The sequence below is a fragment of the Ruegeria sp. YKSD163 genome (assembly GCF_059612905.1).
Genome location: NZ_JBXWRM010000012.1, coordinates 43,012 through 64,640, shown reverse-complemented (window position 1 = coordinate 64,640; position 21,629 = coordinate 43,012). Strand labels below are relative to the sequence as shown.

Here is a 21,629-nt window from a genome sequence, read left to right as displayed (position 1 = left end):
GGGTCAGTTGGCGCATGATACATCGCAACTGCAGGTTCATTCGCCTGATTTTTGTGATAACGCAGTCCAAATCACCAAAGATGTGGGTAAATGCGATGCAAACGGACTTTCCTAACCTCGACCGGCACGACCGGGCGATTCTGGCCGAGCTAGCCGCCGACGGGCGGATGTCGGTCGCCGACCTTGCCCGCCGCATCGGCCTGTCGAAATCGCCGACCCAGGCGCGGGTCAAACGGCTTGAGGCCGAAGGCATCATCACCGGCTATCGCGCGATGGTCGATCCCATCCGGCTGGGACTTGACCATGTGGCCTTTGTCGAGGTGCGCCTGAGCGACACCCGAGAAAAGGCGCTGGCCGAATTCAACGCCGCCGTGCGCCGCATCGGCGAGGTCGAACAGGCCCATATGATCGCGTCGAATTTCGACTATCTGCTCAAGGTGCGGACGCATTCGATGACCGAATACCGAACCGTATTGGCCGAGCGCATTTCGTCGTTGCCGCATGTTTCCAGTACCTCGACCTTTGTTGCGATGGAGGCGGTGAAGGAACCCGGAATGCTGGGCGCGCTCGAAAGCGTTACTTGACGCGAGGCCCGTTTGCGTCAGCATTGGCATATGAGACATCTTGCCCTTGCCTGTTTCCTGCTCGTCCCCGGTGCCGCACTGGCGTCGGAATGCCCCGCCGCACCAGACAACTCCGAGCAAATCGCGCATCTGATCGAGGACATCCGCGTTGCGCCCAACGAAATGCATGCGCGCACCATATCGAACCAAATGTGGGAGCTATGGGCTGACGCGCCGGACGAGGTCGCCCAAGCGATCCTCGACAACGGCATGTCGCGACGCAGGGCCTGGGACCTGCTGGGAGCATTGAACGAGTTCGACCGGCTGGTCGACTACTGTCCCGACTATGCCGAGGGCTATAATCAACGAGCTTTTGTCCAATACCTGCGGCAGAACTATGCCGCCGCGCTGCCCGATCTCGACAAGGCGCTGGCCCTGTCTCCGAACCACGTGGCCGCGATGAGCGGCCGGGCGCTGACGCTGATGGGCCTGGGACGCCTGGACGAGGCGCGCATGGCCCTGGCCGAAGCGCTCAAACTCAATCCCTGGTTGCCAGAGCGTGGACTTGTTGCACCCGGAGGCGACCTGGAGCCCAAGGGTCAGGACATCTGAGCACGGCGAATCTTCACTTTTTTTGCCAGTCGTGATCTGCGTCACATTGAGATTGGCCCTCTATCTGATTAGAGGGAGAAGGATCCGGTTGGGGCCGGTGGTTGATTTGAGTTCGTTACGAGTTGCAGGGCCTTGGCCTTGCTGTTTTTCCAGAGTTTGTTATCGAGTTCCACCTGGACCTGACGGCCGGCAGAAATGCCGGCCTCCCCTTCCGGATTCACGAGATGCGGGCGTGGTGGAATGGTAGACACATGGCACTTAAAATGCCTGGGCCGTATAGGCCGTGCCGGTTCAAATCCGGCCGCCCGTACCATCAAGTCATCTTCCCTTGTGGGGCAAGAATGGCGCACAATCCGGGCCTTGACGCCACCGGATGCATGTCTTAGCTATCCCCTTGCTGAGCGGGCGTCGTATACTGGCTATTACCTCAGCCTTCCAAGCTGATGAAGCGGGTTCGATTCCCGCCGCCCGCTCCAACACATCAGCACCGACATATCCGTCCGATTGCGTCATTTGGACCTTTTTACAGGGTCCGGGCACGCAGATTGCTTGACCCTGCCTGGTCGCGCCTCCATGAAGCTGAACCTAGCCCGGGTTTCCGGGCGCATCCGGATCAATGGCAGGATATCGCAACGCATGGCTCGCAGACCCACCGCCCCCGTCGCCAGCGAAGAGCGCGCAGGCTCGAAGAAGGTTGGCGTGCTGTCCGCGCTCTGGCCGTTCATGAAGCCCTACAAGTTGCTGATGGCGGGCGCGCTGATGGCGCTGGTGCTGACGGCGAGCATGTCGCTGGCCCTGCCGCTGGCGGTACGCCGGGTGGTCGATAATTTCCGCATCGAAAATGGCGACTTGCTGGATGTGTATTTCCTGGCCGCGCTGGGTATTGCCGGGGTACTGGCGCTGGGCACCGGCATCCGTTACGCGCTGGTCACCCGGCTGGGCGAACGCGTGGTGGCCGATATCCGCAAGGCGGTGTTCGACCGGGTGATCGGAATGAGCCCGGAATTCTTCGAACGCATCATGACCGGCGAGGTGTTGAGCCGGATCACCACCGATACCACGCTGATCCAATCGGTGCTGGGATCCTCGGCCTCGATCGCGCTGCGCAACATGCTGCTGTTTGCTGGCGGCCTGGTGCTGATGCTGCTGACCTCGGCCAAGCTGACGGGGCTGGTGCTGCTGCTGGTGCCTGCGGTGCTGGTGCCGATTCTTGTGCTGGGCCGCCGTCTGCGCGCCATCAGCCGCGAGAATCAGGACTGGATCGCGGCCAGTTCCGGCAATGCGGGCGAGGCGCTGGGCGCGGTGCAGACGGTGCAATCCTATACCAACGAGATCGCCAGCCGGGCAGCATTCGCCGAGGTGACCGAAACTGCCTATGATGTCTCGCGCCGCCGGATCGCCACGCGCGCGGTGCTGACCGTGATCGTGATCTTTCTGGTGTTCTCGGGCATCGTCGGCGTGCTCTGGATGGGCGCCAACGATGTGCGTGCCGGAGTGATGACCGAAGGCACGCTGATCCAGTTCGTGATCTATTCGGTGATCATGGCGGGCGCGGTGGCCGCGCTCTCCGAGATCTGGAGCGAGTTGCAACGTGCTGCCGGCGCGACCGAACGTCTGGTCGAGCTGTTGAATGCTGAAGATACGGTGAATGATCCTGTGGCTCCAGCGACGCTGAACACGCCGGTACGGGGCGAAATCACCTTTGACAACGTGACCTTCCGTTATCCGGCGCGGCCCGATCAGGTGGCGCTTGACGGCATGAGCCTGACCGTGCAGCCGGGTGAAACGGTGGCCTTTGTCGGCCCCTCGGGCGCCGGCAAGACCACGGTGATCCAGTTGATCCAGCGGTTCTATGACCCGCAATCGGGCCGGGTACTGCTGGACGGGCAGGACCTGACGACACTGGCGCGGCCCGCATTCCGCCGCCACATGGCGCTGGTGCCGCAGGATCCGATGATCTTCGCCGCCTCGGCGCGGGAGAACATCCGTTTTGGTCGCCCGACCGCCAGCGATGCCGAGGTCGAGGAAGCCGCCCGCGCAGCCGCCGCGCATGATTTCATCGCCGCCCTGCCCGAAGGTTATGACAGTTTCGTGGGTGAACGCGGCGTGATGTTGTCGGGCGGCCAGAAGCAACGCATCGCCATCGCCCGTGCCATCCTGCGCGACGCACCTGTGCTGCTCCTGGACGAGGCGACCTCGGCGCTGGATGCCGAAAGCGAGCGTGCGGTGCAGCAGGCGGTGGAACGGCTGAGCGCCGACCGCACGACGCTGATCGTGGCGCACCGGCTGGCCACGGTGAAAAAGGCCGATCGCATCGTGGTGCTGGAAGAAGGTCGCATCGTCGCCCAGGGCACCCATGACGAGCTGGTGACGGGCGGCGGACTCTATGCCCGGCTGGCGCGGCTTCAATTCACCGATGGGCTGGCGGCGGAATAATTCCCCTTATTCCAGACCCTGCGCGGGCGCATCCTCGGAACCAGTTGGAACCGAAGGAGAGCGGGTATGGGTCTGTGGAGCTTTGTTAAGGACAGCGGCAAGAAACTCTTTGGCGGCGGCGCGGAAGAGCCGCAGGTCGAGGCGCTGCAAAAAGAGATCGCGGATTTGGGACTGGATGCCAGCGGTGTCGAGATCTCGGTCGAGGGCGATACCGTCAAGCTGCACGGCGCGGCGGCAAGCGACGAGCTGAAGGAAAAGATCATCCTGGCGGTCGGCAATGTCGAAGGTGTGGGCGCGGTGGATGACCAGACCACCGGTGGCGGTGCCGAACCGGTATTCCACACGGTTACCAAGGGCGACACCCTGTGGGCGATTGCGGAAAAGACGCTGGGCAAGGGCAGCCGCTACAACGAGATCTTCGAGGCCAACCGCCCGATGCTCAGTCATCCCGACAAGATCTATCCCGGCCAGATGCTGCGTATTCCGCAGGCCTGACATCAGTAGGCGAATTGCAAAAGGAGGCGACACGGTGGGCCGCCCCCTTGGTTACATCGCTCAAAGCGCTTGGGGGCGCAACGTCACCTTCCTTTCGCCGTTGCGTCACGGGCGCTTTCGCGGCGCCATCCGGTTAAGCGCCAGCTTGCGCCGGGATGCGTTTCTTCGCATCTTGGGATCAAGGATGGAATGGCTCGGGAAACGGGCCCTTGGGGAGGATTGCTCATGCCGTTTGCCGGGCTCGAAGACCGCGCACGTGTCGAAAACGAAATGCCGTGGGAGGCGCGGGACGTTCCCGCCACGCTGCACCAGCTGCTGACGCGGACAGCCACCCGGTTCCCGGGGCACAAGGCGATGAGCTATCAGCTGCTCTCGGGGCCCACGGACAAGGCCGAAACCCTGACCTGGTCGCAGCTGCTGTCCAAGGTCAACCAGACCGCCAACCTGTTCCGCAGCCTAGGCATCGGCGAAAACGATGTGGTGGCCTATGTGCTGCCCAATACCAGCGAGACGCTGATCACCATGCTGGCCGGTGCCGTGGCGGGGATCGTCAATCCGATCAACCCGCTGCTCGAACCCGAGCAGATCGCCGCGATCCTGCGCGAGACCAATGCCAAGGTGGTGGTCACGCTGAAACCCTTCCCCAAAACCGATATCGCGCAAAAGGTGGCCGAGGCGGTGCGCCACGCCCCGCATGTGAATACGGTGCTGGAGGTTGATCTGAACCGCTATCTGACGCCGCCGAAATCCTGGATCGTGCCGCTGGTGCGCCCCAAGATGGCGGACAAGGAACATCTGGCCCATGCCGATTACCTCAGCTTCAACCGCGAGATGCGCAAGCAGCCGACCGAGCTGACCTTCGCCGATTCCACCGGTGACCGGGTGGCCTGCTATTTCCACACCGGTGGCACCACCGGCATGCCCAAGGTGGCACAGCACAAATACTCCGGCATGATCTATAACGGCTGGCTGGGCCATACGCTGCTGTTCAACGAAGAGGACACCATCATGTGTCCGCTGCCGCTGTTCCATGTGTTTGCCTGCCACGTGATCGTGATGGCGGCGGTGTCCTCGGGCGCGCATGTGGTGTTCCCGACCCCCGCCGGCTATCGCGGCGACGGTGTGTTCGACAATTTCTGGAAGCTGATCGAGCGCTGGAAGGTGACATTCATCATCACCGTGCCCACCGCCATTTCGGCCAAGATGCAGCGCCCGGTCGATGCCGATATCTCGAGCGTGAAGACCGCGTTTTCGGGATCGGCGCCGCTGCCGGTGGAACTGTTCCGCCGCTTTGAAAAGGCGACCGGCGTCACCATCGTCGAGGGTTATGGCCTGACCGAGGCAACCTGTCTGGTGTCCTGCAATCCGGTGGATGGTGAGAAGAAGATCGGCTCGATCGGCATTCCGTTCCCCTATTCGGATGTGAAGATCATCAAGGGCACGCCCGACGGCCCCGTCGAATGCGCGGTGGACGAGATCGGCGAGATCTGCATCTCGAACCCGGGCGTCTATGCCGGCAACACCTATACCGAAGAGGACAAGAACAAGGACCTCTACTATTACGGCACCCATCTGCGCACCGGTGATCTGGGCCGCTTTGACGCGGATGGCTATCTGTGGATCACCGGCCGGGCCAAGGACCTGATCATTCGCGGCGGTCACAATATCGACCCCGCCGAGATCGAAGAGGCGCTGCTGGGCCATCCGGCGGTCGCCTTTGCCGGGGCCATCGGCCAGCCGGATGCCCATGCGGGCGAGGTGCCTTGCGCCTTTGTCGAACTGGTCGAGGGCGGCAAGGTGACCGAGGCCGAGCTGATGGAATATTGCAAGGTGCATGTGCATGAACGCGCAGCCCACCCCAAGCATATGACCATCCTGCCGGAACTGCCCAAGACCGCCGTGGGCAAGGTGTTCAAGCCCGATCTGCGCAAGAACGCGATCACGCGTGTCTATAACGGTGCCTTGACCGAGGCGGGTTCGGCCGCGCGGGTGGTGTCGGTGATCGATGACAAGAAACGCGGGCTGGTGGCGCAGCTTGCGGCACATGGCGCGACCGAGGGCGAGGTGGCCAAGGTGCTGGGCGCCTATACCCGGCCCTGGGAATGGGCAGAGTGAGTGGCGAGGGACAGCCGGTAGATTATGACCGGCTGCTCGATGCCGAAACATGGGCCTTTGTCCGGCGCACGGCTGAGAGCTACCCCGAGGATGCGGTCTCGCTGAGTATCGAGGGTCAGCGCCAGGTCTATGACGCCATGTGCCGCGCCTTTCATGCGGGTCGCCCCGAGGGGGTACGGGCCGAGGATCGCGATGCCGACGGTGTCCCGGTCCGGCTCTACCGGGCGGGACAGCCCACGCGCACCGTGGTCTATGCCCATGGCGGCGGCTTCGTGCTGGGCGGGCTGGACAGCCACGACGATGTCTGCGCCGAGATTTGTGCCAGAACCGGTTACCGCGTGGTGGCTGTCGATTACCGGCTTTGCCCGGAACACCGTCACCCGGCGCAGCTTGACGATTGTCTGGCGGCTGTGGGGTGGGCCGAGACCGAATTCGGCGATCCCATCGTGCTGGCCGGTGACAGTGCCGGCGGCAATCTGATGGCCGCGGTGACGCATCGCTTGCGCGGCCAGCGCCGCGAGATCTGGGGGCAGGTGCTGATCTATCCGCTGTTGTCGGCCCGGCCCGAGGCGCCTTCATACCGCGAACATGCCGAGGCACCGATGCTGAGCACGGCGGACGTGGCCTTTTACCAGTCGGTCCGTTTCGATGGGCCAGTGCCCCAGGGCGATCCCGGCTGGGCGCCGCTGTCGGACAGCGATTTCGCAGGCCTGCCACCCACTGTGGCGGTGACCGCCGGTTGCGATCCGCTGCGCGATGACGGGCGCGACTATTGCGCCGCCATCACTGCTGCCGGTGGCCGTGCCGCCTGGATCAACGAAGAGGGGCTGGTGCATGGCTATTTGCGGGCGCGCTCCAGTGTCACCCGCGCCGCCGACAGTTTCGAGCGGATCACCCTGGCAATCGAGGCGCTGGGGCAGGGGCTCTGGCCCTACGATTGACGAGAGTGCGGGCTCAGCCCGCGAAATCCCGGCATTGCTCGGGGATTGAAAGGTCGAACCAGCCGCCGCTCTTGACCTGCCAGTCGGGGGTGTGGGTGGTGACATAGGTCCAGCCGCCAACCGGAATATGAGCGTAGCCGACAGTGTCGCCTGGCAGAACCTGCCCGACCGGTGCGGTGCCATGGCCAGGTCCGGCGCGTAATGCGATCACCGGCCCCAGCCAGCCCAGGCAGGCGCTTTCGAACTCATCCCGCACCGGCAGGACCCAGAGCTGTCTCCGCCAGAACACGTCGTCCAGATCCAGCCAGGTCTGCCCGGTATCTACCTTGCAGCCATGGCTTTGCTCCAGCGCGCGGACTTGGGTGACCAGCCGTTGCTCGTCGGCGCCCAGGCTAACGGATTTTCCGGTGCAACCGCGATTGTCGAACACCGCCTGACCCAGCGTCGAGCCGAAACAATACCCGGCCCGGTCCATGATCAGGTTGCGGGTGAACCACAGGTCGTGACAGCCGTCATCGGCTAGAGCGGGCAGTGGTAGGGCAATGAGCAGGGCAAAGAGCAGGGCCAACAGGCGGCGCATCGCAAAATCTCCGAGTGGAAGGCGGTTGATCGAAATGCCGCCAGCCTGCCACGCCCCGTTATGTCAGGAAAGACCCTGCCTTCATCGTCTCGGCAATCGGGGCGCCGAGGCGGCCTAGGATGGCCGGTGCCAGTTGCAGCTGGTCGATCACCGTATCAGGGGCCGGCCCCTCGGCATCACCAAAGTAATAAAGCGCGGTTTCCTGCTGCAACGGGTGGCGCCCACCGTGATGGCCACGTTCGTCCTGACCGTGATCGGCGGTGACGATCACGTCATAGCCCAGCTGCCGCCAGCGCGGGATGAAGGGGGCCAGCATCTCGTCCATCACGAAACAGGCATGATCCATCTCGGTGCAGTCGTGATGGAACCGGTGTCCCATGCTGTCCAGCGTGCAGGTGTGCAGGACGCCATAGTTCAGCCCGAAACGCAGGCACAGATTGGTGAGGGTCGCGAACAGGTCGACATCCGAGGGCGTCATCTGGTTGTCATGACCGTAACCGGTCATCGTATGGAACCGGCCATGGTTGATCGTGGCGCTGTCGGGCTCGTCATATTCGATGTCGCGCACATAGTCGAACGGGTGGCGGTTGAAGAATTGCGACCAGAAACTGTGGGTAACCGCGCCGGTCACACCGCCGCCCGCGCGGACCTGGCTGAAGATATCCTTGTGTTCCATCCGGAACACGTTGCCGTTGCCGGTGCAGCCGTGTTCCTGCGGAGTGACCCCGGTATGGATCGAGGCATAGCAGCTGGCCGAGATCGAGGGCAGCACCGCGCGCAGTTTCCACACTCGCGCCTCGCCGCTATCGACCCAGCCTTCGAGATTGCCGAAAAGCCGCCGGAAGTTCCGATAAGGGACACCATCGAGGATGATGAGAAGAAGCTTGCGGTCCATGAGATAACTCCGGTTCGGGACGCATTTTCTGGCACAGAAAATGCCTCAGATTTTTCGAAAAATCTGAGGCCAGACCCTGTATCAGGGTCTGGATTTCAGTTTCCGGCGCTTTCCATCTTGCGATGGGCGACCACCTCTTCCAGCCAGCCCAGACGCATCTCTGGCACCGAGCTGAGCAAGAGGTCGGTATAGTCGTCGAACGGCGGGCTCAGCACCTGGCTCTTGGGCCCGTAGCGGACCACCCGGCCCTGATACATCACCGCGATGGAATCCGAGATCGCCCGCACCGTCGCCAGATCGTGTGTAATGAACAGATAGGCGACATCCTCGATCTTTTGCAGGTCGAGCAGCAGCTTCAGGATGCCGTCGGCCACCAATGGGTCAAGCGCGCTGGTCACCTCGTCACAAATGATCATCTTGGGCTTGGCCGCCAGCGAGCGGGCGATGCAGACGCGCTGTTTCTGACCACCCGACAGCTCGGCCGGATAGCGATCAATGAACTTCTCGCCCATCTCGATCTCGTCCAGCAGTTCGATGATGCGCTTGCGCTTTTCGGCGCCGCGCAGCCCGAAATAGAACTCCAGCGGCCGGCCGATGATGGTGCCCACGGTCTGACGCGGGTTCATCGCGGTGTCGGCCATCTGGTAGATCATCTGCAACTCGCGCAAGTCCTCGCGCGAACGCCCGGCCAGATCGCGGCTGAGTTTGCGCCCGGCAAAGGTGATCTCGCCCTCGCGCGGGGGCAACAGGCCGGTGATCACCCGCGCCAGCGTCGACTTGCCCGAGCCGCTTTCGCCCACCACGGCCAGGGTCTGGCCGGGATGCAGATCGACGGTGACGTCATGCAGCACGTCAAAGGCCAGCCCCTTGTAGCGGGCCGAGATGCCCTTGACCGACAGCACCGGCTCGGGCGTCGGTTTCTTCTCTTCGTGCTCGATCGAGCGGACCGAGACCAGCGCCTGCGTATACTCTTTCTGCGGGCGGTTGATGATCTGGTCGGTCTCGCCATACTCGACCATGTCGCCCATCCGCAGCACCATGATGTCGTCGCTGACCTGCGCCACCACCGCCAGGTCGTGGGTGATGTAAAGCGCACCAACGCCGGTATCGCGGATCGCCTCCTTGATGGCCATCAGAACGTCGATCTGGGTGGTCACGTCCAGCGCCGTGGTGGGCTCGTCGAACACCACCAGATCAGGCTCCGGACACAGCGCCAGCGCCGTCATGCAGCGCTGCAATTGCCCGCCCGAGACCTGATGCGGATAGCGCTCGCCGATATTGTCGGGATCGGGCAGGCCCAGCTTGGCGAACAGGGTACGCGCCCGCGCCTCTGCCTCCTTGCGGGTGAACTTGTTCTGTTCCACCGCCGCCTCGACAACCTGTTCCATGATCTTCTTGGCGGGGTTGAACGAGGCCGCCGCCGACTGGCTGACATAGGTGACCTCGCCGCCGCGCAGGCCGCGGATATCCTTGAGCGAGGTCTTGAGAATGTCGCGCCCGTTGACCCAGACCTCGCCGCCGGTGATCTTCACACCGCCGCGGCCATAGGCCATCGAGGCCAGCCCGATGGTCGATTTGCCGGCCCCGGATTCGCCGATCAGCCCCAGCACCTTGCCGCGCTCGAGGTCGAAATCGACCCCGTGCACAATCTCGATATCATGCGGCTTTTCGCCCGGCGGATAGACGGTGGCGCCGATCTTGAGGCCACGGACCTTGAGAAGCGGTTCGCTCATCCCCGGCCTCCTTTCAGCGATGTGGTGCGGTTCAGCACCCAGTCGGCCACCAGGTTGACCGAGATGGCCAGGGTGGCGATGGCCACGGCCGGATAAAGCGCCGCGCCGATGCCATAGACGATACCGTCCTTGTTCTCTTTCACGATGCCGCCCCAATCGGCCAGCGGCGGTTGCACGCCCAGGCCCAGGAAAGACAGGGTCGAGATGAACAGCACCATGAAGATGAAGCGCAGGCCAAGCTCGGCCACCAGTGGTGACAGGGCATTGGGCAGGATCTCGCGAAAGATGACCCAGACGCGGCCCTCGCCGCGCAGCTTGGCGGCCTCGACATAGTCCATCACGTTGATGTCCACCGCCACGGCGCGGGCCAGGCGATAGACGCGCGTGGCGTCGAGAAAGCCCATCACCAGGATCAGCACGGGAATGGTCACCGGTACCATGGCCAGCACCACCAGGGCGGTGATCAGCGAGGGGATCGACATGATCAGGTCTACCGTGCGCGACATCAGCTGATCGGCCCAGCCGCCCAGCACGGCGGCCAGAAAGCCCAGGATCGACCCGGTGGTAAAGCTGAGGATGGTGGCCATGGTGGCGACAAAGATGGTGGTGCGCCCGCCATAGATCATCCGGCTCAACAGGTCGCGGCCGATATTGTCGGTGCCCAGCAGATACTCGCTGCTCGACGGCTCCCACACATCGCCAACGACTTCGGCCATGCCATAGGGGGCCAGCAGCGGGGCAAAGATCGCCCCGATGAAATACATTGCCGTCAGGACCAGGCCGATGGCGGCGGAAATTGGAATATTCTTCATTTCGGATGCCTCAGTCTGGGGTTGGCCAGAATGGCAACGATATCGGCGACCATGTTCAGGCCGATATAGATCGCGGCAAAGATGACCCCGCAGGCCAGCACCACCGGCACGTCACGCTTGGTCACGTGATCGACCAGATACTGCCCCATGCCGGGATAGACAAACACCACCTCGACCACGACAACGCCCACCACCAGATAGGCGAGGTTCAGCATCACCACGTTGACGATCGGTGCGATCGCATTGGGAAAGGCGTGGCGATAGATGATCTTGAAGTTGGTCAGCCCCTTCAACTCGGCGGTCTCGATATAGGCCGATTGCATCACGTTCAGGATGGCGGCGCGGGTCATCCGCATCATATGCGCCAGCACCACCATGGTCAGCACGATCACCGGCAGGGCGATGGCGTTCAGCTTCTGCCCCAGGCTCATGCTGTCATTGATCATCGCCAGCGGCGAGAACATGCCCAGCTTCACCGCGACGAAATAGACCAGAACGTAACCGATCAGGAATTCGGGGATGGAAATGGTGGTCAGCGTCACCGCCGAGATCACCTTGTCGGGCCAGCGGTTGCGATAGCGCACGGCCAGCAGACCCAGGAAGATCGCCAGCGGCACCGACACGATGGCGGCCCAGAAGGCGAGGAAAAGCGTATTGCCCAGACGCCCGCCGACCGATTCGGCAATGTCGAGCTTGTTGGTCAGCGATTTGCCCAGATCGCCTTGCAGAATGCCGCCCAGCCATTCGAAGTAGCGCGTCAGCGCGGGACGGTCGAGGCCCATTTCCTCGCGCAGGTTCGCCAGGGACTCGGGGGTTGCGGACTGTCCCAGGACGGCTTGCGCGGCGTCTCCGGGAAGCGCTTCGGTCAGGCCGAAAATCAGGGCTGAAGCGCCGAAGAGGAGCATGAGTCCCAGCGCAAGGCGCTGGGACACAAGTTTCACGATCGGGTGCATGCTGCCGGACCCGGATCAGGCGAACCACATTTTGCGGGTGACCTGACCGCTCATCAACTCGCCGTTGGGGTCGGTTTCCCAACCGGCCAGCGTGTTGCTGGTCGCGTCCACGAAGTCGTTGAACATCGGACAGATCAGGCCGCCTTCGTCGCGCAGCATCATACCCATCTTCGAGTAGATCTCCTTGCGCTTGGCCGAATCCAGTTCGGCGCGGGCCTGGAGCAGCATCGCATCGAAATCGGCGTTCTTGAACTTGGTGTCGTTCCAGTCTGCCGTGGACAGGTACGCGGTCGAGTACATCTGATCCTGCACCGGACGCCCACCCCAATACGAGGCGCAGAAGGGCTGCACGTTCCAGACCTCGGACCAGTAGCCATCGCCAGGCTCGCGCTTGATCTCCAGCGGGATGCCAGCGGCGGCCGCGGTCTGCTGGAACAGCGCGGCGGCGTCGACGGCGCCGGGGAAGGCCACATCCGACACACGGAGTTCGATGGGCGAGCCGTCGTGACCGGATGCCTTGTAGTGCTCGGCCGCCTTTGCCAGGTCGAACTCGCGTTGCGGGATCGCGCTGTCGAACAGGGGATAGGCCGCGTTGATCGGCATGTCATTGCCGACCGAGCCGTAGCCGCGCAGGATCTTTTCCACCATCTCTTCGCGGTTGATGGCGTATTTCAGCGCCAGGCGCAGATCCTTGTTGTCGAACGGCGCCTTGTCCACATGCATGATGAAGACATAGTGGCCGCGGCCCGGGGTCGAATGCACGGTCAGGTTCGGCGCACGGCTCAAGAGGCCGGCGACCTTCGGTTCAACGCGGTTGATGATATGCACCTGGCCCGACTGAAGTGCTGCGGTCCGGGCGGTGGCATCGTTGATGACCAGGATTTCCACGCCGTCGAAATAACCGTCATCGCCCCAGTAGTTGGCGAATTTCGAATAGACGTGGCGCACGCCCGGTTCATTGACTTCCATCTTGTAGGCGCCGGTCCCGATGCCCGCGCCCGGATCGTCCATGCCGCCATCGGGCTGGATGATCAGGTGATAGTCGGCCATCAGATAGGGAAGGTCGGCGTTGGCATCTCCCAGAGTGACATGGAAGTAATCGCCGTCGACCTTCATCGACTCGATGCCCTTCATGATGCCGAGCGCGCCTGATTTCGAATCCTCGTTCGAGTGGCGCTGCATCGTCTTCAGCACGTCCTCGGCAGTCAGGGTCTTGCCGTTGTGGAATTCGACGCCTTGACGGATCTTGAAGCTCCAGGTCTTGGCGTCGGCGCTGGCCTCGACGCTTTCGGCCAGCCGGTTCTCGATGGTACCGTCCGGGGCCACGTTCACCAGCGTATCGCCGAACTGGTTGCCGTTGTGATAGGGTACCTGGCTGGCATAGGTGGCCGGGTCGAGCGAGTTGGTCGACTCACCGCCGACCGAGCCAAGTTTGACCACGCCGCCGCGCTTGGGCTCCGAGGCTCGTGCCGCCTGCGCAAATATCGAACTGGCCACGGCGGCCGACACGCCCAATGCGGCGGCCTTGCCCATGAACTCGCGGCGGGTCATTTTGCCGGCGGTGACCCGTCCGGCCATATGTTCGAGTTGTTCGTTCATCTAAATCTCCCCTGTTGAGTGGTCGCGCGTTCTTACAGCACGGTTTTTGTTGACTGACGAATCAAGGTTTGCGTATTTCGCCCCTTCGGGCAAGCGGGAATGTCTGGCGACTGTCTTTCCTGCGGTCAGAGCATATCACGCCGAACTTGGCTGGATTTGTCGTTCTCATATATCTTTACGTCGTTTTCATAGGCTTCAATCGAGGCTTTGAGGTAGAAATGCTCTGCGTCCGACCACATTTCGCTCCGGGTTTCCGTCCGTAAAGAAAGATCGCCCCGTCCGGTTTCCGCGGTCCAGTGGCAGATACCACGGGCCGAAGCGGGATCGTCGGGGTGAATCACCCATTCCTCGCGCGCGATGGTGCCAGAGATGGCGCCATGTTCCATGTCCTCAACCAGGCCGGCATCGTCTACGATGGTCAGCCTTACAGCGCCTGTGGCCTTGTCGATCTCGGTGCGGCGGGTGTTCGAGCCTTCGCGCAGGGTGCGGATCTGCCAGGGCGGGTCTGCATCTTCGGGCGGAAAGACCCATTCGTCCGTCTCGCCTGCCGGCCGCTGCGGCAGGTCGATGGCGGCCTCGTGCAGAGTCAGGCAGGTACGCTCTGGCGAGGGCCAGATCATCGGCCAGTATGACGACGAGATAGCCACCCTGAGGCGGTGCCCGGCGGGCACGCGATATCCGATGTGATCCAGGTCGAAGGCGATGTCATAGACCCGCCCCGGCTCCAGCGCCTGCGGTGCCGCATGGCTGTCGCGATGGGTCAGGTTCAGCACGCCCCAGGTGATCCGGGCCGAAGTACCATCGGGCAGTACATGGTTCAGCCGCACCGCGATCTGCGCCTGCGGCTTGTCCGCGCTCAGCCGCAGCCGGAGGCGAGGGGCGCCGACGATATCCATCCGCTGGGGCAGTGGGGCGCTGTCGAAGGTCACCGACAGCGCATCGTCCAGCCGCTGGTCGCCCGGCAATTCCGGCCCGGCCCAGAACGACCCGTATTCGCCGCAATCCATGCCCGCGTGCAAGGGCGTGCTGACCTGCGCGGTCAGCGGTCCTTTGGGTCCCAGCCCGTCATCGCTCAGATGCAGGGTTTCCATCGGGAGGTGGCGGGTCGCACCCGTCTGTTCAGCGATCCAACGTCCGGGGCGGAACAGGCTTTTGGTCTCGGGCGGGATGCCGTCCATCACATAGGCGCGATAGTCAGGCTCATCCTCGACGCCGTTCTCTATGCCCTTCAGCCAGCGATCCCACCAGCGCAGTGCCTCTTGCAGGAATCCGATGCGGGGGCCGGGAATGGCGAAATGCGGGTATTTGTGAATCCATGGCCCGTTGATGCCCTTAACCACCGTTTGCAGGTTTTCCACCAGATGCGGTACCGTGTTCATGTAACTGTCGCCCCAGCCGCTGATTGCCAGCGTGGGCGTCCTGAGCGCGCCGAAATCCTCGCAGATCGAGCCATGCTGCCAATAGGCGTCGCGTGTCTGGTGCCGCAACCACGTCTCGGGCAGGAAGGGCTGGGCGCGCAGGCGCTCCAGCCACATCTCGCGCCAGGCATCGCCCACCAGCGCCGGGTCGGGCGCGCGGGACGAGAAACACCACATGGTGGCGCCCCAGCCCAGGTTCTCGTTGAGCAGGCACCCGCCCTTGAAATGGATATCGTCCGCATAGCGGTCGACGGTGGAACAGAGCGTGATGATCGCCTTAAGCGGCGCGGGCTGCATCGCCGCGACCTGAAGCGAATTGAACCCGCCCCAGCTGATCCCCATCTTCCCAACGGCGCCGCTGCACCAGGGTTGCTTGGCCAACCAGTGGATCACCTCGACGGCATCGTCCAGTTCCTGTTGGGTGTACTCGTCCTCCATCAGGCCCTGGCTGTCGCCATTGCCGCGAATGTCGACGCGGATGCAGGCATAGCCGCGCTTGGCGATCCACGGATGGGTCAGCGCATCGCGGGCGCAGGTGCCATCGCGCTTGCGATAGGGCAGGTATTCCAGGATCGCGGGCACCGGATCGTCGCCCGCATCGACCGGACGCCAAACCCGGGCCGACAGGCGGGTGCCATCGGACAGGGTGATGCCCATGTCGGCCAGTTCTTCGATCTCGCGCAGGGTATTCTTTTGCGTCATGCGCAACTCTCTCAGGCTGTTGTGTGGGCGCAGGGTTGGATTGCGACGTTTCAGGTGCGAAGCGCGACCAGCAGGTCCATTACATTGGTGCCAGTGGGGCCGGTCACCAGCAACGCCCCGGCCCGTTCCAGCCAGTTGCCGCTATCGGCTGCGGTGAGCGCCTCGGCAGCGCCCTTGCCCCAGGTTTGGCCGGTGACGATGGCGCCCGCCGCATCGGTGGGACCATCGGTGCCATCCGTGCCGCCGACTACCACCACCAATCCGGGGTCACCCGCGATCTCTCGGGCTAGGGCCAGGGCCAGCGCCTGATTGCGACCACCCCGACCCGGATTCGGCGGCAGGACCACGGTCGGCTCTCCGCCCAGAACCAGCACACCCCGCGGCATCGCCCGCAGCCGCGCCCCGATGCGAGGCACCAGCGCCGCCAGATCGTCATGCAGGGTTTCCTCGTTGCGCAATACCTCCAGACCAAGCGCGCGCGCACAATCGCAGGCCGCCGCCCGTGCTACCGAATTCGAGGCGACGATGCGTGTGCTGGCGGCAAAACCGTACGCATCAGGCAGCGCCCCGATGCCCGAGCCGATCACCATCAGGTCGTCGCCCGGCACATCCGAGATCGCCAGCACATCGGCGCGCTTGCCTTTGAAACCGGCCAGCAGCCCGCCGCCCTTGATCCGGGAAATCTGCCGCCTGCGGGCGTTCATCGCGGTGATGTCCAGCCCCTCGGCCAGCATCGCGCGGTTGAGCACGGCCAGATCCTCCAACGTCTTTCCCGCCACCAGGTCTTCGGCCAGCGAGGAGGCGCCGCCCGAGACCAGCAACAGCAGGTGACTGCCATCGGCCATCGCCGCGACCGCCTGCCGCAGGGCGCGGCCCGCCATCAGGCTGCGGGCGTCGGGCACTGGATGCGCGGCCTCGATCAACTGGACCGAGGCAGGCAGTTCGGCGCCATGGCCATCCTTGGTGACCACCAGACAGGGCAGCGGCCCGAAGTGGTCAAGTGCGGCGCGCGCCATGCTGGCGGCGGCCTTGCCCACCGCTAGGATGCGATCGGGGTGGGACAGATCGTCAAGCGCGGCAAAGGTGGCGGCATAGCCACCGACTGCATCGACCCCGGCTTGCCAGATCGCCAATGCCTGATCATGCGCCGTTGTCATATGTCCATCCAGATGGTGACGGGCCCGTCATTCAGTAGTTCGACCTTCATGTCGGCGCCGAACCGGCCGGTTTCGACCGGCACCCCCTGCGCGGCCAGTTGCGCGGCGAAATATTCGTACAGCCGCTCGCCCTCGGCAGGAGGGGCGGCGCTGGAGAAACCCGGACGGTTGCCGCTGCGGGTATCTGCGGCCAGGGTAAACTGGCTGACCACCAGCGCCGCGCCGCCGATATCCAGGACCGAACGATTCATCTTGTCCGCCGCATCCTTGAAGATGCGGAGCTTGGCGATCTTGGCGGCCAGCTGGTCGGCTTGCGCCTCGCCATCGCCCGCCATGGCGCAGACCAACACCAGCAGGCCGGGCCCCGTCTGACCGACCACCGAACCGTCGACGGTGACCGAGGCATGAGAGACTCTCTGGATCAGGGCGCGCATCGACGCCCCTTATCCGCGCCAGTCGACGATTTCGTCGAGCGCGGCGCGTTCGGTACGAAAGCTGTTGGCCGGATGTTCGGTATCGGCATAGCCAAAGGAGATGGCGCAGAGGATCAGCCGGTCCTCGGGGATCTCGAAGTAGCGGTGCAGGAACGGCGCATACGAGGCGACTGCGGCTTGCGGGATGGTCGCTACCCCCAGCGCTTGCGCGGCAAGGGTAAAGGCCGCGACAAAACCGCCAGAATCCATCGCGCCATAGCCACCCAGCTCGGCCGGGCTGGAGATGATGGCGCAATGGGGTGCGTCAAACAGCGAGAAGTTCTTCATCATCTGTTCCGCCGAGCCGGCCCGATCCCCTTTTTCGACGCCCACCGCCTCATAAAGCGCCCAGCCACAGGTGCGGCGGCGATCCTGATAGACGCCGGAATAACCGGAGGGAAAGGCAAGGTCGGGTCCGGGTGTGCCTGTCATGGCCTCGTTCATCAGCGCGGCACGAAAGGCATCGGTCTCGGCCCCGCTGGTCAGCGTCACCTGCCAGGGTTGCGCATTGCACCAGCTGGGTACACGGCAGGCGGCAGCGACGATCCGCTCGATTTCGGCGCGTGGCACCGGATCGGCGCGAAAGGCACGGCAGGAGTGGCGCGTGCTGAGCAGCGCTTCGAACTCGGTCAGGGTCATCGGATAGGTCTCCTCTTCCCGGCACAATGGCCGGGAGCATTGGCGGACGCAAGCATATCGGCGGGCAATTTGCGCCGGATCAAGGAGGCGCGACGGCGGCTGTGTCAGAATCAGATCAAACCATCAAAGGAGGACCGACAATGGTTGAAAAATCAGATCACGCTGGCCTCTGGCCGTCGCTTTACGATCCGTTCCGGAATTTCGGTGCGCGGCTGGCGGATTGGCTCAGCCCCGCGACCGAGGCCTCGGGAAATGACAATGCCTACGACATCGCAATGGAACTGCCGGGTGTGTCCGAGGACGATATCGAACTGTCTGTGGAGAATGGTGTCGTGACCATCCGGGGCGAGAAGCGCACCCATGAAGAGAAGAAGGGCGACACCTGGTATTTCTCGGAGCGGCAATACGGCGCGTTCCGCCGCTCGTTCCGCCTTCCCGAGGATGCCGAAGGTGGCAAGGCCGAGGCAACGATGAAGGACGGGGTGCTGCATGTCCGCGTGCCCAAACGGGCCAAGGAGGCCCCGGCCGTGGCACAGAAAATCGCGATCTCGCGCGGTTGACCCTGCCTGCCCGGCCCGCGCGCACCGCGCGGGCCGGGTATTGAGGTGTGGAAGATTTTTCGACGAAAAATCTTCTGCGTCCGGTGGGGATATTTGCAGCAAGAGGAAAGGGTGGCGTTACTGGTTGAGCGCCATCAGGTAACCTATCCCTGCTGCGACGAGCAGGCCGAGGGTCACCGCAATTGTGATCTTGATCGCCGACCAGGGGCGTTCGCCCTGTACACGCCCGGTGCGGCCGTTGACCACGAACCGATAGGTGGCGCCGCGGTACTTGTAGGCGGCGAGCCATACTGGCAGCAGGATATGCTTGAAGGTCACGTCCGACACCGTGGTGTCTATGGCGTGAATGCGTTGTTGGTCGCCGCCGATATCGAAACGCACGTCGCGTTCGATGATGCGGGCCATGTGCGCGCGCGCCTCTCCATGCGCCTCGGCGAGGTCGACGGTATAGCCTTCGGCCCGGAACCCGGCCAGATATTCGGGGCGATAGGGTTCGAGCGCGGCCAGATCCCAGGGTTCCAGCGCATCGGTGTGCGATTTCGGCAGCGAGCGCGAGGCGAGCACCAGAACATCGTCGAAGAACCGCGCCACCCGACCCGATTTCGGTGACCAGCGGATCTTTGGCACTTGTTCGGTCACGGTCTTGCCGTCGCGCACCACGCTGCGGGTTTCGTAATAGATGGTGCCGCGCTCACCCCGATAGCTGGATTTGGTATCAGCGTCGAAGGTCCAGTAAGGCACATAGATGCCCTGCATCCGGCGCCCCTTGCGGGCATAGTCGCGCAGCCCGTTCGGCGCGAACCAGAGCCGGCCCAGCCAGTCGGTCATGGCCTGGTGAGCGCTGCGTTCATCCAGAGAGAAGGGCAGCACGCCGCGCGGTTTGATATGTCGGTGGATGCCGGTATCGGTCACCACCGGTGTGGCACAGAATGGACATTCGGCGGCATGGGTATCGGGATCGAACTCCACCTGAGCCGCGCAATTCGGGCAGGAGAGGACGCGGGTCTCCTCGATCTCGGCCTCGGGCAGGGCCTTTGCCATCGCGGCCTCGAAATCCAGCTCGCGCAGGCTAGCGCCCTTCCACGGGTCGCCACGCATGGGTTCGGTATGGCCGCAATGGTCGCAGACCAGCGTACCCGCGCCCGGGTTGAACCGGTAATCGGCGCCGCATTGGGCGCAGGGAAAGCGGTGTTCCTGCACCGGTGCCGGGGCGGTACCGGGCGGTAGCGGCGGTAGGTCGGTCATACCTCAGCCCTGTGGTCTGGTGATCCGGGTCAAGCTTCCGTCCTTTTTGACATATTGATGCCATATCGCAACCAGTGCATGCGCCAGCGCCACCAGCATCAGGGCGCCTCCCACCGTCTCGTGCACTTCGCCCACTGCCTCGGAATGGGCGTTCCAGGCCACCGCGCCCAGGGCGGGCGTCAGCACCATCAGCAGATAGAGCAGGCGGTGACCCCAGATCGCCGCCATCTCCATCAATGGCGTCGCACCTGGCAGGGGAGCGGGGACGCCCTGCACGCGGCGCACCACGATGCGGACCAGCACGAGGACAAAGACCGCGATTCCCAGCCAGACATGCAGCGTGTTGCCCTCGAACCCGGTGGCGCCGGACTTGATCCGGCTTTCCAGGGCGCGACCCATGTTCTCGTGGGTGAGCCAGGCAGCAGCGATCAGGATCGCTATGAGCCAGTGCAGCGCAATCTGAAGGCGGGAATAGGCGGCGCGCGAGGTCATTGCAGAAGCTCCTCTGACAAGTCATGCTCGGGTTCAACGGACCAGCCGTTGCTTTCCGTCGCTTCAGGCACCAGGCGGTGGCGGCGGCGGCAGAACAGTGAAAAGCTGAGCCAGTTCACGCACATCCTCGGCCCGTTTCCACCCGTCCTGACCGGGTGTCCAGACATAGGTTTCACGGGTCAGAGTGCCTTCGGTTGCCATTCGACCCATCTTGGCCTTGGAAAACGGGCCCGAGGTCTGCCCGTCGACCGCGATGTGCCACACATGTTCGACGGGCGGGGGCGGCGGGGCCGCCGGAGCGGCGGCGGGGGCGGGGGCGGCGCCCCAGGGGCCGGGCTGGGCCATCTGCTGCGCCATGGCCATGCCCATGCCGGCGCCCAGGCCGGCGGCCATGCCGCCACCTGCGGGGTTGGCGGCGGCTGCGGTCATCGCCTCGGCCGCCGAATACTGGGTGAACTTGCCCAGATCGCCCGCCAGCCCCATCGAGGTGCGTTTGTCCAGCGCGGCCTCGACCGCGGGTGGCAAGCTGATGTTCTCGATGTAGAATTCTGGCATCTCCAGCCCGTATTCGGTCAGCGGCAAGGCCACCTGCGCCGCGATCAGCTTGCCCAGATCGGCGGTATTGGCGGCCATGTCCAACACCGGAATGCCCGAGCCCGCGATCACGCGGGAGAACTCCTGCACGATTATGTTGCGGATCTGGAAACTGATCTCGTCCATGGTGAATTCGCCGTCGGTGCCGACAATCTCGGACAGGAACCGCGCCGGATCGGTCACCCTCACCGAATAGGTGCCAAAGGCGCGTATGCGGGTCGGTCCGAATTCCGGGTCGCGCAGCATGATGGGGTTCTTGGTGCCCCATTTGAGGTTGTTGAACCGGGTCGTGTTGACGAAATAGATCTCGGATTTGAAAGGCGATCTGAACCCGTGATCCCAATGGTTCAGCGTGGTCAGGATCGGCATGTTGTTGGTTTCAAGCATGTAGAGCCCGGGCGTGAACACATCCGCCAACTGCCCCTCGTGGACAAACACTGCCGCTTGCCCCTCGCGCACGGTCAGCTTGGCGCCGTACTTGATCTCGTGGCCCTCGCGTTCGAACCGCCAGACCATCGTGTCGCGGGTGTCATCGGTCCAGTGGATGACGTCGATGAACTGGCCGGACAGGAAATCGAATATACCCATGTCGAGTGGTCCTTTCTCAAGTGGGGG

Annotated in this window: 20 protein-coding genes and 2 tRNA genes; 9 read left to right on the top strand and 13 right to left on the bottom strand. The window is 63.6% G+C overall.

Going from position 1 to position 21,629, the window contains the following annotated elements; translation table 11 throughout:
- The first annotated feature begins 95 nt into the window (after positions 1–95).
- From AC2FNA_RS16115 to AC2FNA_RS16080, 8 genes are all read left to right on the top strand, one after another.
- Positions 96–584 carry an Lrp/AsnC family transcriptional regulator gene (locus AC2FNA_RS16115; protein ID WP_496828224.1) on the top strand — a complete coding sequence of 163 codons (489 nt, stop codon included), beginning with the start codon at positions 96–98 and terminating at the stop codon, positions 582–584.
- Between the two features lie 30 nt (positions 585–614).
- Positions 615–1,175: a tetratricopeptide repeat protein gene (locus AC2FNA_RS16110; RefSeq protein ID WP_496828222.1), complete on the top strand. Its 561-nt coding sequence runs from the start codon at positions 615–617 to the stop codon at positions 1,173–1,175.
- 226 nt (positions 1,176–1,401) lie between these two features.
- Positions 1,402–1,488: transfer RNA gene (locus AC2FNA_RS16105), tRNA-Leu, on the top strand.
- Between the two features lie 88 nt (positions 1,489–1,576).
- Positions 1,577–1,651, top strand: a tRNA-Gly gene (locus tag AC2FNA_RS16100).
- Between the two features lie 160 nt (positions 1,652–1,811).
- Entirely contained in the window at positions 1,812–3,611 is a 1,800-nt protein-coding gene (locus AC2FNA_RS16095; RefSeq protein ID WP_496828220.1) for an ABC transporter transmembrane domain-containing protein, read from the top strand.
- A 66-nt stretch (positions 3,612–3,677) separates the two neighbouring features.
- Complete coding sequence (gene lysM, locus AC2FNA_RS16090; protein ID WP_496828218.1) at positions 3,678–4,106, top strand: peptidoglycan-binding protein LysM; 429 nt, start codon at positions 3,678–3,680, stop codon at positions 4,104–4,106.
- A 225-nt stretch (positions 4,107–4,331) separates the two neighbouring features.
- Entirely contained in the window at positions 4,332–6,221 is a 1,890-nt protein-coding gene (locus AC2FNA_RS16085) for an acyl-CoA synthetase (RefSeq protein ID WP_496828216.1), read from the top strand.
- Entirely contained in the window at positions 6,209–7,162 is a 954-nt protein-coding gene (locus AC2FNA_RS16080; RefSeq protein ID WP_496828214.1) for an alpha/beta hydrolase, read from the top strand. Before AC2FNA_RS16085 ends, AC2FNA_RS16080 begins: the two co-directional genes overlap by 13 nt.
- A gap of 13 nt (positions 7,163–7,175) precedes the next feature.
- Here AC2FNA_RS16080 and AC2FNA_RS16075 read toward each other — a convergent pair whose 3' ends face one another.
- The 10 genes from AC2FNA_RS16075 to AC2FNA_RS16030 form a co-directional block, all read right to left on the bottom strand.
- On the bottom strand, positions 7,176–7,742 hold the full coding sequence (locus AC2FNA_RS16075; protein ID WP_496828212.1) for a DUF4453 domain-containing protein: 567 nt from the start codon (positions 7,740–7,742) through the stop codon (positions 7,176–7,178).
- A 58-nt stretch (positions 7,743–7,800) separates the two neighbouring features.
- Positions 7,801–8,637, bottom strand: coding sequence for an alkaline phosphatase family protein (locus AC2FNA_RS16070; RefSeq protein ID WP_496828210.1), 837 nt, complete (start codon positions 8,635–8,637; stop codon positions 7,801–7,803).
- A 95-nt stretch (positions 8,638–8,732) separates the two neighbouring features.
- Complete coding sequence (locus AC2FNA_RS16065; protein ID WP_496828208.1) at positions 8,733–10,370, bottom strand: ABC transporter ATP-binding protein; 1,638 nt, start codon at positions 10,368–10,370, stop codon at positions 8,733–8,735.
- The gene (locus tag AC2FNA_RS16060; protein ID WP_496828206.1) at positions 10,367–11,182 is read right to left on the bottom strand and encodes an ABC transporter permease; all 816 of its coding nucleotides are present in this window, start codon (positions 11,180–11,182) and stop codon (positions 10,367–10,369) included. Before AC2FNA_RS16060 ends, AC2FNA_RS16065 begins: the two co-directional genes overlap by 4 nt.
- Positions 11,179–12,135, bottom strand: coding sequence for an ABC transporter permease (locus tag AC2FNA_RS16055; protein WP_164128392.1), 957 nt, complete (start codon positions 12,133–12,135; stop codon positions 11,179–11,181). The genes AC2FNA_RS16060 and AC2FNA_RS16055 overlap by 4 nt, the downstream gene beginning before the upstream one ends.
- A 15-nt stretch (positions 12,136–12,150) precedes the next feature.
- Positions 12,151–13,734, bottom strand: a complete 1,584-nt coding sequence (locus tag AC2FNA_RS16050) for an ABC transporter substrate-binding protein (protein ID WP_496828204.1) — start codon at positions 13,732–13,734, stop codon at positions 12,151–12,153.
- A gap of 125 nt (positions 13,735–13,859) precedes the next feature.
- Positions 13,860–15,854: a CocE/NonD family hydrolase gene (locus tag AC2FNA_RS16045; protein WP_496828202.1), complete on the bottom strand. Its 1,995-nt coding sequence runs from the start codon at positions 15,852–15,854 to the stop codon at positions 13,860–13,862.
- Between the two features lie 50 nt (positions 15,855–15,904).
- Positions 15,905–17,011 (bottom strand): DUF4147 domain-containing protein, encoded by a 1,107-nt coding sequence (locus AC2FNA_RS16040; protein ID WP_496828200.1) that lies wholly within the window; start codon positions 17,009–17,011, stop codon positions 15,905–15,907.
- Positions 17,008–17,445: a D-aminoacyl-tRNA deacylase gene (gene dtd, locus AC2FNA_RS16035; RefSeq protein ID WP_496828199.1), complete on the bottom strand. Its 438-nt coding sequence runs from the start codon at positions 17,443–17,445 to the stop codon at positions 17,008–17,010. The genes AC2FNA_RS16040 and dtd overlap by 4 nt, the downstream gene beginning before the upstream one ends.
- 9 nt (positions 17,446–17,454) lie before the next feature.
- Complete coding sequence (locus AC2FNA_RS16030) at positions 17,455–18,123, bottom strand: nitroreductase (protein ID WP_496828197.1); 669 nt, start codon at positions 18,121–18,123, stop codon at positions 17,455–17,457.
- A gap of 140 nt (positions 18,124–18,263) precedes the next feature.
- Between AC2FNA_RS16030 and AC2FNA_RS16025 the strand changes: the two genes are divergently transcribed.
- On the top strand, positions 18,264–18,683 hold the full coding sequence (locus AC2FNA_RS16025) for an Hsp20/alpha crystallin family protein (RefSeq protein ID WP_234139694.1): 420 nt from the start codon (positions 18,264–18,266) through the stop codon (positions 18,681–18,683).
- 117 nt (positions 18,684–18,800) lie between these two features.
- Here AC2FNA_RS16025 and AC2FNA_RS16020 read toward each other — a convergent pair whose 3' ends face one another.
- The 3 genes from AC2FNA_RS16020 to AC2FNA_RS16010 form a co-directional block, all read right to left on the bottom strand.
- Positions 18,801–19,928, bottom strand: coding sequence for a TFIIB-type zinc finger domain-containing protein (locus AC2FNA_RS16020; RefSeq protein WP_496828195.1), 1,128 nt, complete (start codon positions 19,926–19,928; stop codon positions 18,801–18,803).
- Positions 19,929–19,931: 3 nt separating this feature from the next.
- Entirely contained in the window at positions 19,932–20,420 is a 489-nt protein-coding gene (locus AC2FNA_RS16015; protein WP_496828193.1) for a cytochrome b, read from the bottom strand.
- A 63-nt stretch (positions 20,421–20,483) separates the two neighbouring features.
- Positions 20,484–21,602, bottom strand: coding sequence for an SPFH domain-containing protein (locus AC2FNA_RS16010; protein WP_496828191.1), 1,119 nt, complete (start codon positions 21,600–21,602; stop codon positions 20,484–20,486).
- Positions 21,603–21,629 lie beyond the last annotated feature (27 nt).